General features: G+C 34.6%; 10 protein-coding genes and 3 pseudogenes. 11 read left to right on the top strand and 2 right to left on the bottom strand.

Annotated features, from left to right (window positions below):
- Positions 1-540: 540 nt before the first annotated feature.
- From BN2144_RS01825 to BN2144_RS01800, 6 genes and pseudogenes are all read left to right on the top strand, one after another.
- Positions 541-750, top strand: coding sequence for a helix-turn-helix transcriptional regulator (locus BN2144_RS01825; RefSeq protein ID WP_033826665.1), 210 nt, complete (start codon positions 541-543; stop codon positions 748-750).
- A gap of 2 nt (positions 751-752) precedes the next feature.
- Positions 753-1,187 carry a hypothetical protein gene (locus BN2144_RS01820; protein ID WP_033826664.1) on the top strand — a complete coding sequence of 145 codons (435 nt, stop codon included), beginning with the start codon at positions 753-755 and terminating at the stop codon, positions 1,185-1,187.
- Positions 1,188-1,279: 92 nt separating this feature from the next.
- On the top strand, positions 1,280-2,185 hold the full coding sequence (locus tag BN2144_RS01815) for a GNAT family N-acetyltransferase (protein ID WP_033826663.1): 906 nt from the start codon (positions 1,280-1,282) through the stop codon (positions 2,183-2,185).
- A gap of 52 nt (positions 2,186-2,237) precedes the next feature.
- On the top strand, positions 2,238-2,792 hold the full coding sequence (locus tag BN2144_RS01810; RefSeq protein WP_033826662.1) for a flavodoxin family protein: 555 nt from the start codon (positions 2,238-2,240) through the stop codon (positions 2,790-2,792).
- 80 nt (positions 2,793-2,872) lie between these two features.
- Entirely contained in the window at positions 2,873-3,607 is a 735-nt protein-coding gene (locus BN2144_RS01805) for a GNAT family N-acetyltransferase (protein WP_082026028.1), read from the top strand.
- A 580-nt stretch (positions 3,608-4,187) separates the two neighbouring features.
- Positions 4,188-4,349: pseudogene (locus BN2144_RS01800) on the top strand (ATP-binding cassette domain-containing protein); the annotation flags it as partial.
- Between the two features lie 328 nt (positions 4,350-4,677).
- Here BN2144_RS01800 and BN2144_RS01795 read toward each other — a convergent pair.
- Positions 4,678-5,813, bottom strand: a pseudogene (locus BN2144_RS01795) (IS3 family transposase).
- Positions 5,814-5,896: 83 nt separating this feature from the next.
- Between BN2144_RS01795 and BN2144_RS01785 the strand changes: the two are divergent.
- Together BN2144_RS01785 and BN2144_RS01780 are read left to right on the top strand one after the other, a co-directional pair.
- A complete protein-coding gene (locus BN2144_RS01785) occupies positions 5,897-6,127 on the top strand; it encodes a hypothetical protein (protein ID WP_033826657.1) in 231 nt (76 codons plus the stop codon).
- A gap of 36 nt (positions 6,128-6,163) precedes the next feature.
- Complete coding sequence (locus tag BN2144_RS01780) at positions 6,164-6,880, top strand: ABC transporter permease (RefSeq protein ID WP_187366947.1); 717 nt, start codon at positions 6,164-6,166, stop codon at positions 6,878-6,880.
- Between the two features lie 1,132 nt (positions 6,881-8,012).
- Here the strand turns inward: BN2144_RS01780 and BN2144_RS01775 are convergent.
- Positions 8,013-9,362 carry an ISLre2 family transposase gene (locus BN2144_RS01775; RefSeq protein WP_033826656.1) on the bottom strand — a complete coding sequence of 450 codons (1,350 nt, stop codon included), beginning with the start codon at positions 9,360-9,362 and terminating at the stop codon, positions 8,013-8,015.
- A gap of 202 nt (positions 9,363-9,564) precedes the next feature.
- Here BN2144_RS01775 and BN2144_RS01770 point away from each other — a divergent pair.
- The 3 genes and pseudogenes from BN2144_RS01770 to BN2144_RS01760 all read left to right on the top strand — a co-directional run.
- Positions 9,565-10,842: pseudogene (locus BN2144_RS01770) on the top strand (ISLre2 family transposase); the annotation flags it as partial.
- A 261-nt stretch (positions 10,843-11,103) separates the two neighbouring features.
- A complete protein-coding gene (locus tag BN2144_RS01765; RefSeq protein WP_033826655.1) occupies positions 11,104-11,583 on the top strand; it encodes a DUF6323 family protein in 480 nt (159 codons plus the stop codon).
- Positions 11,574-13,010: a DUF6179 domain-containing protein gene (locus tag BN2144_RS01760; protein WP_042337476.1), complete on the top strand. Its 1,437-nt coding sequence runs from the start codon at positions 11,574-11,576 to the stop codon at positions 13,008-13,010. The genes BN2144_RS01765 and BN2144_RS01760 overlap by 10 nt, the downstream gene beginning before the upstream one ends.
- The last annotated feature ends 36 nt before the right edge of the window (positions 13,011-13,046 follow it).

Below are 13,046 nucleotides of genomic sequence, written 5' to 3'. Positions count from 1 at the left end.
AACATATAGTTAAATATCCGAAACCGAAACTAGTGAATACTTAATATCGTAAAGGTAAGCACAACGATAGAGCTTGTCAACGGGGATAGATTCTGCCTTTTTTATTGCCAGCATTTCTTAAACGCATTGAGACTGTCATAGTTTCTGTTCCTCCTAAATTCTTATTTATACTAGCGCATTTTCTCACAAAATAAATTCATTTAATCAATATCGAGGGATATAAAAGTAGGAAAAACGCCAAAAGGTCTCTATTGTTATTGGAAAAGTAAATTCTACTCTTTGTTAATTTAGGCTTTAGATTTTTCCTTATGGAGTTTAATAATTAAGCCAAATACGTTCAAATTCATGCTTTATCTTGCAATTCCAAAAAAATTAAAAAAGCCGCGAATCCTTGAAATGTTAAGTTTTCTAAGGCTAAGTTTTGCAAAAAGAATTTTCTAACTTTTGAAAATATTCATTCCTCGGTTGATGCAAATAATCATTTACATTTTGTAATACTTATATTACAATGATAGTGATCTATTTTAGAAGGAAGGGAACTTGATGCTTGAGAATAGGGTTCGAGAGTTACGTGCACGGTTTAGATGGACACAACAAGACTTAGCTGATGCAATTGGCGTTACAAGGCAAACAATAGGATTAATTGAAAAAGGGGATTATTCCCCATCTGTAACGATGGCATTAAAAATTGCAAATGCTTTTAATGTTTCTGTTGAAGAAGTTTTTTATTTAAAGGAAAGGAATGATTAAACATGTTGAAACATATCTTACGTACACCATTAATACCGATGGGTTTATTTATACTGCTCATTACATTTTTGACACTTTCACTAACGAATACACTGGTTGTCTTAGCTAGATTATCTTTTGGGATATTAGTACTTTGTACATTTTTGTGGTTAACTTTTATAAAGCTTTACAACCGTAAGAATCCCGATAATCAAATTAAACCGTTTGGATTAATTCCACCTGAATTCCGCGAGATGGATGAGGGTCAACAGTGGGTTACCTATAAAGCTTGCCGGAATGTTTATATTTACTATAGTTTTGCACTGCCAATTATAGCGGGAGCTTGTTTTCTTTTTTCTGGTCATGTTCTTATTCCATTAATTGGTATAGGTGTAGTAGGTGTAGGACAATATATTGTTTATTGGCTAACTACTATTCGAGTATTAAATCGTATTTAACAGATTAAGGATTAAAGGAATATAATTACAAGAATTTGTGGAAGTATGAGTATATTTATGTATTAAATTTTGATCTTTGGGAGATTTAAAAATTGGTTAAAGTTAAAAAGTTGAAAGATTGTACAATAACAGATGCTGTTAATGCTTGGAATGCAGGATTTGAAGGGTATTCAATTGATGTCAAGATGACCGCTGATAGGTTTTTGGAAAGGATGGTAAAGGAGGATTTATCCGTTAGTCTATCTATCATTGCCTTTGACGACAAACAACCGATAGGAATTGTTTTAAATGGAATAAGAGAAATAAACGGTAAAAAAGTTGCTTGGAATGGAGGAACTGGTGTTGCCAAGGCATACCGATCTAAAGGTATAGGAAAAAAATTAGTGGATGTAAGTATCTCTATTTTAAAACAAAACGGTGTAGATATTGCAACACTTGAGGTGTTAAAAGATAACGAGAAAGCAATTTCCTTATATAAGGATATGGGATATAAAGAAGTGGGGATATTAGAGTATTTAAATCTTAATAAAGCTTTGTGTCAAAATCCAATCCCTCATTTAAAAAGAAAAGTTACTGTTAAACAAGTGTTGCTACAGCAAATAGGCAAACAATTTTTTTATAAAGCAATGAACCCTTGGCAAACGCAATGGCAGAGTGCTAAACAGGGCGAAGGAATCATCGTTGAAGGCGAAGTTGGACAGGTGCTTGGCTATGCTTATTATCAAAGGATCTTCAATTCCAAAGGGAATCATATAAGTACTATTTTGTTCCAATGTGAAGCAAGACCAAATTTAAAAAATGCAGAGGAAGTAATTTATTTTATGCTCGGTCATATTTTTGGAGATTTTAAAAACGTTCTTAATCGAATAGTTCCCAACTTACCGGTCCGAGAAAGTGAACTAACTTATAAGGTGTTAAAACAGATTGGATTTCAAACAGCAGTTCAGCAATTAAGTATGAGGAAAGAATTAAAGTTACCTACGTTATCGGGTAAGTAATTTTCATTGTAAATCTAAAGTTTTGTTGTTTTGATAAAGGAGTGAATGAAGTATGTCTATTGCCATTATTTACGGAGGAACTCGACAAAATGGTAATACTGAAATACTTACTGAGAAAGCGGTTCAAGGGATTACTGCAGAAAAAATCTATTTAAAGGACTTTAAAATTCAATCCATTGAAGATTTACGACATGAAGAAGGGGGGTTTCATACGATTCATGATGAACACAATTTAGTTATAGAACGTATGATGCCCCATGACATTCTTGTATTTGCAACACCGATTTATTGGTATAGCATGTCCGGCATCATGAAAAACTTTATTGATCGCTGGTCTCAGACATTAAGGGATAAAAAATATCCTGACTTTAAACATTCCATGGCAAATAAGAAAGCCTATGTAATTGCGGTAGGAGGAGATTATCCAAACATAAAAGGTCTACCGTTGATACAGCAGTTTCATTATATTTTTGATTTTGTTGGTATTTCTTTTGAGGGTTATATAATTGGAAGAGGAAACAAACCTGGTGATGTATATAATGATAAAGAAGCGCTTTTAGCCGCTAATGAACTGCAAAAGAAGCTTATATTGGAAATAAATAAATAAGGGAGAATTATAAAATGATTGAATTACAATATAGTTCCTTTTCTAGCGTAGAAAGGCTTTTTAAATAAAAAAAGCAATTCATTCCAGCATTTGCAGTCATTCATGGTAGTTATCCAGGGAGAGTTTTTGTAGATCATGAAAACAGTCCCAAAGTTGCTATTGTTTGGGCCATTGGAAGGTGGATGTATTTAGAAGGTAACATAGCAACTAATCAAGAAAAATCTGAGTTAAAACGATTTTTTCGAGAAATTGTAATGCCAGATTGCAAGAAGAGGAGCAGAAATTGGTTTGAAATATATACGAATGATTCTAAACAGTTAGAAGAGTATTCCTTGAAGGAAATTGATTTTTTAAAGGTTGATAAGCATTACGAATCAGTGTATACGCTAAACGTTGAAAAGTTTTTACAAGTTGCTAAAAGGAGCAAAAGAAATGAAGAGAAAGTTGAATTTAGAAATTTTGACATAATTCCAGAATCATTGGAGGAAACTTCATATGTAAAGAACTCAACATTATCTAAAAAGACCGTTGGGGTAGTTATTAAAAGGGGGAATACGATTCTATCAATCGCCAAAAATAACGGTTTTACTTTTGGTAAGGAATATTTTATCGACATCGATACATTTAAAGAAGAGGAAAGAAAGAAGGGATATGCTACTCTCGCTGCGATAAAGATAATTTCTTATTTTTTAGAAAAAAATATGTTTCCCCTGTGGGAAACTACAGAAAGCAATATTCCTTCACAAAAGCTTGCTTTAAAACTCGGATTTGAACCTATGGAACGTTATCCAGTATTTGAATTTAGGTTAAAGTAGCCACAATATATTGGGTTTAAAGGTCTTTACTTATTCCGTTGAAGGTCAAATAACAAACTTCAAATTAAACAAATTTTAATTACTGTAAATCAGCATATGGGGCGATGTTTGATATGGATAATATTTTATTAGCCGATGTCGCAAGAAAGTATGGAATTGCTGAATCTAACTTTAATTACTCAGGGTATTTTTAGGCAATGTTTACGGATGCACGTAATAGTAAAACTTTAAAATTTTATGCAAGTTCTCATATAGACATACAATTCCCGAATAATTTATGATTTAAAATATATCCCTTAGGAAAGCAACTGTAATAAAACTTGAATGAAAGGTTACTAATCATACTGGTTAGGGACCTTTTTTTAGTTTGTGTTCAAAAACAGGGCAATTTTATATTGCGAAATGCAAATAATACTTTACATTTTGCAATGAATTATTTACAATAATAATAACTGTTTTTGTAAAGAAGGGAATCTTGAGGTGAGGATAAATAATGTCGCAATGGGCACATATTTTTTGCGAATTATTATCAAAATCATTTTGTAAAATATGAAAATTTATTAACTTAGGGGAGGATAAAATGAGTTCATATGTCATTGAGACGAATAATTTAACAAAGAAATATAAAAATCAAACGGTAGTTGATAAGTTGAATATGAAGGTTCAACAAGGGGAAATTTATGGTTTTCTCGGTCCTAATGGTGCAGGAAAAACGACAACGATTCGGATGTTGCTTGGACTTTGTAATGTACCCCTTTGTCAAGACACAAAAATCAATATTTTAAGATAAACTCTCCTTCCCGATTTATATTTTGTTATCTTTTCCTGGTATAGAAGTTTTCCCAAGTCCACCACCCTTGACCATGTTTGTGTCCGTGGTAGTTTTTTAAACGGCGGATGGGTGAAAAAATGCCTTTTAGGGCAGTCATCCGCACTAACAGTGTACCACGGACAATCACTTTCTAAGTTCCCACTGGCGGGGCCCCAACCCCATCCAGTGGATCACTAAGAAGTGGCACATAGTCAAGGGCAGGCAGCTTCGCTGTGGTTCAGTTGTTCTTGCCTCATTATCATTCAAAAAAGTGAATGTTGGCCGGTGTATTATAACCCAATGCCTGATGTGGCCTATGCCAGTTGTAGTGATCAATGTATTCCCTTGTCATTTGCTTTAATTCTGGAACCGTTTCAGGGTAAAGGATGTAGAGCCTTTCCCACTTGTACGAACGGAAGAAACGCTCTGTCCTAGCGTTATCCTTTGCCCGTCCCTTGCCATCCATGCTAATTTTTATTGACTTATAACTTTTAATGCAGTTAATGTAGTCCTTTGATGTAAATTGGCTTCCCTGGTCACTATTTATGATTTCGGGCTTTCCATGCCTTTGAATTGCCTCCTTAGTGGCCCTTATGATAAAATCAGTCTTCATGACATTACTTAATGCCCACCCGACTATGAACCGGGAATACCAATCAATAATAGCCACAAGATACATAAAACCTGATGGTGTGCCACAATAGGTGATGTCAATCCCCCAAACTTGATTCCTGCGAGTAATACTTACGTTACGAAGCAGGTAGGGGTAGGTTCGTGTCTGTAAATCCCGTTTACTTAGATTGGGTCCGGGGTAAAAAGCCACGATATCCATTTCCTCCATGTATCGACGGGTGAGTTTTAGACCGATAGTAAATCCCAGTTTGACCAGTTCCAGTCGGATTCTACGAGAGCCAAATGCAGGTTCAAGGAAATGTATTCGATCAATGGCATTCTTAATATTGATTTCTTCCTGGGTTGGCTGTCTGTTTTGAACGGTATAATAAGCAGTTGATCTGGATAGATCCAGTAATTCACACTGACGCTTAACGGTTAGCTCACTATTCTCAAACTCAATTAATTCTTTTTTCTCCTCCATTCCGAGATCTGTCGTTGTTTTTTTTTGAGCCAATTCAAATCAACGGTAAGTTGACCTATTTGATTAATAAGTTCCACCTTTTCGGCTTCGTGTTCTTGTTTGAGCTTTTCTAACTCTGTAGCTTTCTTGTCAAAAACCGTTGGCATATTGTCCAGAAATTCTGACCGCCATCTGCTGATCAACTGCGAACTTACACCATACTTTTGGGCAATCTCATTAAGGGTACTTTCTTCCCTTAATATTTCTAATACGATATTTGCTTTTTCCTCTGGTTTGTAGGTTCTTCGTTTTTTACTCATATTACTATCTTTATCTTATTTTATTGTTTTTAGTGTCCAATGCTACGGATACATTATAATCGATTCCTGTTATTATAGGTGGATTGGGAATTGTAGCTGGATTATTTATGTTGCCATCCCCTGGTATTGCCAAATATTTTCCTTGGGTTATTCCTTATCAAATCACACTTTCTGAAGAAAATATCATTACAGACTTTTCCCATATTGTAAAACCACCAATCTTTCACTGGGAGTGGATTGGTATAAGTTTAATCGTTGGTTTTATCTTAGTTAGTTTGGGAGCTTTGCAATTTGCAAGAAAAGAAATGATTTAGGGGGAACAGAATGTTAAAAAGCATATTATGGTCAGAATGGTTAAAAATTCGCTGTTATCCAAGTATATGGCTATGATTTTTCTTCTTCCGCTTTTTCTTACAATTGTTGGGGTAATGAACTATACGACAAATCTGCATGTGTTTGAGGAAGTGGGCATGGTTGGGTGGATGGGCACCTGGACGCAAGTAGAATTTTTGTATGGTATGGTTTTGTGCCCAGTTTTATCCAGTGTGTTTGTTGCCCTCTTATGCCGTTTTGAACATGCATATGGAGGATGGGAGCAATTGCTGGCCTTTCCAATTTCTAAAAATGCAGTTTACTTATCCAAAATGATTTGGGCGTGGTCTCTAATCGGTTTGACAAATACGGTTTTATTTGGGTATTTTTTTGTAATTGGGAAATTAATGGGGGTCTCGGGGATTTTCCCTTTTATAAGTGTATTAAAACTGTTTTTCGGAGGATGGTTTGCAACATTGCCATTAATTGCAATACAACTTTGGCTATCCACTCGATTGAAAAATTTTGCTCTTCCAATAGCCATTAATTTTGCTTTTGTTATGCCTAATGTCTTTATATCCAGTTCAAAGTATGGAAAGTATTATCCGTGGTCCCAGCCAGCTTATGCAATGACACCAGAGAACCAACTCGGAGTTATACAGTCTCTTCAAGATTTTTATTTGGTTGTTATTATTATATTCGTAATATTTTGTATAATTGGACTTTTTAATTTTGTGAGGATTGAGTTTAGATAAAGGGTAAATACAACTATGTGTATATTAATTTTTTTAACAAAGGAGATGGCTTAGTGAAAAAGTTCTTATTTTGGATTGCATGTATTATTATGATCATCGCTATTCTATTTTTGTTTGGTCCTTTTGGAGAATTACTAACCTCTTTTTATAAGTACCCATAAACGTTAATTTATCAAGGAAAATGTTTTTGTGTTAACTATTGCTACCTTTCTTAGTAAATGAGTAAATAGGTTTATAAAAATTGAACAGAAAAATTATTAATTTAGAATAGGGGATGAAAAAGTACAAACAAAATAAAGGTGAAGAACACTCTATTTTGATATCTAAATAATATTGGATAAATATTATGAATGAAAAGGAATTCAATATTGGGAGATTATCCATATTCTCTCCATGAGGGAGAATCTATTAAAAGGGAGAATGTTATCCGAATATTCAGTTGGTTGCATTTTGAAGTATGAGTAAAATGTTTTTAGGCAAATAAAAATAAAAAACATTAATTTTAGTTTTTTTGGGCAACAAATTTAATCCTTGGTTTTTTTCGAAATGGACGTGCTTTTTGTCCATTTTTGAAAAAACCAGGGTTAGCAAGCGAAGCGCGGTAGAATTATTTTTAATTTTGCCTATAAATGATAGTATAAGGATGTACAAAAGTGATTAAATAAGAGTGTACAGTTTTGATTACGGTACTTCAACAACTTTATATGGAGAAGCGGACATGATAGCCTGATTAGCCATGCCAGACTCTGTGGGGACTGGCTTCCTGGCATGTTAATCATGTCCGCGGAGGATCCATGTAAAGTTCTCATATTTATTGACAAATCATAAAAAAACATTTCTGTACATCGTTATACAATCAAAACTGTACATCTTTAAATCATCATTTATATTGCCATAGAAAAGAGAGCCAACTTCTTGTATATTTAAAGTGACTAAACCCCAAAAGACAAGGAGTGGCTCTCATGAATAAATTTAACACATCCAAGCTGAGTTTAAAAGAACTAGAGACTGAATGATTGAGTCAAGTACTTGTGGGAGATTTTTAAAGTCCCTTATTTTGTATCGTTTAGTCCGTTCTTTGATAACGCTCTCATGTTTTTATCCTTTCATTAGTTGTGACACTTTACCTTTTTTAAATTCCTCTGAGTCCCTTTAAAGCTGCTGTTATTGGTTTTCTTACAGACTGCTTTAAATAACCAAGATTGTTTCGCGTCGCTTCTGCGGCGCTATCCCTCAGTTTTTCTACAAAGTGTTTAGGTGGTTTTGCTTGGATACTTGTCTGCTCTACTTCCTGCGTTTGTTCAAGTATTCCTTGCAATGTTTTAATCTCCAAGTTGTCTTGAAGTGCGACAAAGACATCGATGAATTTATCAAGACCTAAATTACACCAGCTACGTCCATTTTTAAGCCGTCTAGCGAACACACTCATCGTTCCATCGGCACTCCCCATTGGACGGAATTCTGTTGTATCTATGCCTTTCTTTTTCAACTTCTCACGATAGTCACCAAGTGCCTCCGGATATTGAGAGAGTTGCGCTATTAATTCTTCCAACCGTTCTTCTTTCTTTTCGTTTTCCAGTGTACCCACTGCACTATTTAATTCCACCATGAAACCTTTCCAATCATAGTTTGCCAGTTTCTTTCGAATAGCTCGATATCTTGGATGCTTTCTAAACAGACGCTGCACATCGCGGGCTACATGAAAACGATCAATGACAAAAGTGGCATTGTGCCTGAAATATTCTCGGCAGGATGTAATCCACTTCGCGCCATCCCCATTAATAACGAGATGGTGCTTGGTTGGATTGTACTCATAAGTTTCCATGAGATACTGCTCAAACTCTTCCCAAAAAGGCAGTTTACCTTGATGAATGAAATGCCGTTTTTCAATTAACTTTGCTCGCTTGCCATTCATTTCCCAGCCCTGATGCACACTGGCAATTTTAACTTCTCGTCCTTTTTTCTTTTTCTCTTGGCTTTTCGTGTAAAGTCCGTCAACCTCAACGAATACAACATCTTGTTCAAGTGGCACAGATTTTTCGGGAACCACCTCAGTATTTAAAAGTTGCTGGCGTATGGCTTCATGACTAATCACGGGATAACCTAAAAGCCTCTCCATTGCTTGACTGGCCTGACGATAAGAAACACCTGTAACAGCTAATTCAATAGCCAAATCTTGTACAACTGGACTCATTCCTTTTGTGCCATCAAAAGCTAAATATTGGTCTAATAAATAGACGTACTTTCCAGTTTCCTTATCCTGATAATAATTTCTTTTCAATTCCACTTGCCCAAAGACGGATTCAAATTTTAACGTTCGCTTATCCTTTAGATAAAACCTCTTCTTATCCCTTCCTGTGGCAATCGCCTCATCTAATTCTTGTAGTGTTTGTGCCATGACCTGAGAAAAACTTTCCTGTAAAGCGCTGTATGTAATTTTTTCTAATTCTTTCATTGTTAGCGTAGATATGATATCGTTCATTTGAGGATCTCCTTTGTTAGTTTTTGTCGGCAAACATAACTATACAAAAGAAGGTCCTCTTTTTCATTTAAAAAGCCAGTAAAACTACCGCGCTTCGCTTGCTGACCCCATTCCTGGTGTTGAAATCTTACGATTCCAACACCAGGAATGGGGTATATGTTCTCCCACAAACATTTTACTCTAACAGACTGAATTATTTCGACAGTTACAAGAAGAATATTCCGAAATCATGAAAAAGCTATTAATGGACATGGATACTGAATTAATGGAAAGTCGGGATAAGAAGTGTCTTCGGCATGTAGGAAAACGAAACGTTCAAATTGATACCATCTTTGGGTCCGTCTTCTTTGATCGCAATTATTATTTCAATCGGAATACCGGTGAGTATGTGCATCTATTAGATCAGCAGCTCAATTTTAATGGTGCTTAAGGGGCTAGCCTGTTCATAGAGCAATTGGGAATTGAAATGGCAATAGAAGGCCCATCCTATCGCTCAGCAGCGGATAACCTTGAGAAAATTGCAGGCTATCGTGTGGTTAGGCATGAATGGCTTCGCCAAAGATTACTGGAGATTTCTTTACCAACAAAAAGCGATCATATTACAAACCGTGTATTGTTTATACAAGTCGACGGATTACATGTTTCCCGTCAAAGAAGTCATCGAAAATCAAAGGAAGAAAAAATGGTTGCCGTCCACCAAGGGTGGTCAGTAAATGGTGAGCGTGTATCGTTGATACATAAACGGCATTTCCATCATGAAACAGACGAGCCATTTTGGGAGGCAGTTGAACACTTTCTTTATGACACGTTTAAGTATGATCCGATGGTCCATCTCCTAGTTATCAATGGTGACCAAGCTTCTTGGATTCAAGATGCCAAGGACTACTTTGGAAAAAATGCTTACGTCATCGTTGACCGTTATCATATTGCGAAGGAAATTAAAACTATCTTTAGAGGTCACCCGAGAAAAAATGCGATCCAACGCGCTTTTCTTGATTATAATGTTGACCAATTAATTGTTGAATTAAATACAGCGATGGGAACACTATCTACCCTGGAATTGGAAGAAGCTGCAGAAAAACTTCTAAACCAAATTGAAAACAACCCAGATGCATTTAAAGACTATCGAAAATGGCTTGAAGCCAAAGGCATAGACACCAAAGGCATGCGTCGGATGGGTAATGCAGAAAGTACTATGCGTGTTATGGCAAGGCGTATGAAGAATGGAACTAGTTGGAGCGATTTAGGGGCGAGACAAATGATTCGGGGATTGATATCAAAGCATGATCGATTAACAGTTCATATCAATTATGGATTCGATGAATCCGTAAATATTGAAGATAAACAAGAGAATAAAAAGAGTTATAAAAAACAAGTTAGAAAGACTGTCAAAGAGAGTGTTCGAAACAACGTGCCTTATTTAACGCAGTCTATTGGGAAACCAATTACACAAGCTCTCAGGGGACTACAAGGAGTGTGACGGAATTTTCAACACACTAAAATTCTGCAGGTATGTCAAAAACAGAATTCACAAAAAGTTGGCGCTCGATTTTTGGCAACAAAAATCATTGCCCACAAAAACTTGACTCACCCCATTTTGAAATAAGAATTGACAGCCGGGTAAAAAAGGAATATAATAGCATTCCTTTAAAAAATAAAATAAGCCAATTATAACAATAGCATATTTTAGATTAAAAGTCAATAGTTGAATGTGGTTTTTTATCAAAAGGAGGAAGAGCACATGCTATTGCCTCAGTTTTTTCAATCCTTAGATATATCGATTTTAGAGAAATATACAGATAAAGTATTAAAAGTAAATGAAAAAACTAAACAATATGGATTGGTGCTCACTAGTAATGAAATAAAGGACATGATTATTTCTAGAAATCAAATACTTTATAACTATGGTCGAGTGGAAACGGATATTAGTGTAATTAAAGAATTAGCAGAGGTGTTTTGTACTTCCCCTTATATCGATAATAAGAATTATCAATTGACACTTAATGAATTACAAGAGATATTTTATTACATGAAAAATGAAACCGAAGATCGTATCAGTGACTCTCAATTGGTAGATATTATAAGGGAATACTTCGACGGTGTTTGTGGTGGGTCATTGGAGCTTTTAAAAAGCAAGCTTGATGAATTTGCACAAAGGTTTAGAAGTGATGTTCGATTTAGAAAGTCTGTATTTGAGGGGGATGAGCATTTGTGGGATTAGAAAAACAACATAATGATTTGTTGTTAGTAAAACAGAAAAAGATAAATAACATTCAACTATTACGAAATCAATATACAATATCTTTATTAAACGTAGGATTAAGGGAAGGGTTACTCAATAGTCAAGAAGTGTATGAAGTTCAAATACAATTAATGCAGATTTTAAAGGAGTCAATCAGGAGGTACACAAGAGAAGAGAGCTCTTCAATTAGTTCTGATGTGGCTGAGGAAATTTTAACTTCCATATTATATGCGGTAGATGCTTTTTTGTTTCAGTTAGGTGATCCGGAAAATGCTATCAACTTTGTTAAAAAAAATAATATGGAAATCACATATGAACAGGGAGTAAAGATAGTTAAGGATTGTCTTGAGGAGACGAGAGCTCTTTTTAAGGAGATAAGAAATAATAAATTAGATGTTGCTGTTGATTCTTATAATATAACAATCGATGAATCCATACCTTTATTTCTAAAAAAATATGAAGTCGTTTTTGATGCACATAATACAATGGCTAGCATTGATTATCCGTTAGCAATTGATGATATGACTATTCAAGGTGTTTATTATCTTAAACAATATTTAACCTATTTAAAAATTGAAACAGAATTTTGCCAAATGTTTAACCAAGATGATCTTCGAGATCTTTTAGTTAATTATGGGAGAATGTGTGGGTTTGACTACCGAATTGAGTTATTTAATATATTTGAGTTAGTGTTAAATAATGCAGTTTTTTCTGTTTTATCAGGAGAATTACCTAGTAGAATAAGAATCTCGGTACAACAATATAAAGAGATAAAGAATCTATTTAGTAATATGAGTGATAGTCAAATACAATTGATTATTTTAGAAGCTGTAGAAAAATTACTCCATCATTTTAATATTAGTGATTCTCTAATGTCATATTATATAAAACAATGTGGAATAAATTTGGCAAAGAGGTTAAAAAGTGTTGTTAAGCATAACCGTCTGCAAACAGTGGTTATCTTAGAACAAGAATTGAAAACTCCTCCTTTAACCACCTTTAACGCATCCGATAGAATGAGCGATCATCGATTTCGGTTATTAATTGAGAAAATCATGAATTGTGAAAAGTCAGTGGATAAGATTGATATAATTCGGACAAATTTTCATTCCCTTCATGATTATATCGATATACTTAATACCGATTGTTTATTGAACGATGAATATGAAGAACTTTTTAAGACTTTTGGTGATGTAGAACTAGCTATCTTGACAAAAATAGTGTTCTATGAAGAATTAAGAAATAATTCTATATACCTTTCTTCACCTAATATTAGAAAAAGGGAGATTGAAAGTGAATGGCAGGATCAATTTATTAAATTTATAAACAAAATTCATCCAAGTAGAAAATCAGTTATTCAGCAATATGTTTATGAAATTGATTATGAAGAAATTAGCTTTTATTAATTTAGATGGAAGATTGTCTTGTTTTATCACTATTTT

The sequence above is a fragment of the Bacillus andreraoultii genome (assembly GCF_001244735.1).
Classification (GTDB): domain Bacteria; phylum Bacillota; class Bacilli; order Bacillales; family Caldibacillaceae; genus Caldifermentibacillus; species Caldifermentibacillus andreraoultii.
This window is presented reverse-complemented; position numbering and strand designations above follow the sequence as displayed.

Excerpts from the sequence above, each read along its gene's own strand:
- BN2144_RS01820 (WP_033826664.1), top strand. The coding sequence starts at position 753 with ATGTTGAAACATATCTTACGTACACCATTAATACCGATGGGTTTATTT.
- BN2144_RS01810 (WP_033826662.1), top strand. The coding sequence starts at position 2,238 with ATGTCTATTGCCATTATTTACGGAGGAACTCGACAAAATGGTAATACT.
- BN2144_RS01780 (WP_187366947.1), top strand. The coding sequence starts at position 6,164 with ATGGTTAAAAATTCGCTGTTATCCAAGTATATGGCTATGATTTTTCTT.
- BN2144_RS01775 (WP_033826656.1), bottom strand. The coding sequence starts at position 9,362 with ATGAACGATATCATATCTACGCTAACAATGAAAGAATTAGAAAAAATT.
- BN2144_RS01765 (WP_033826655.1), top strand. The coding sequence starts at position 11,104 with ATGCTATTGCCTCAGTTTTTTCAATCCTTAGATATATCGATTTTAGAG.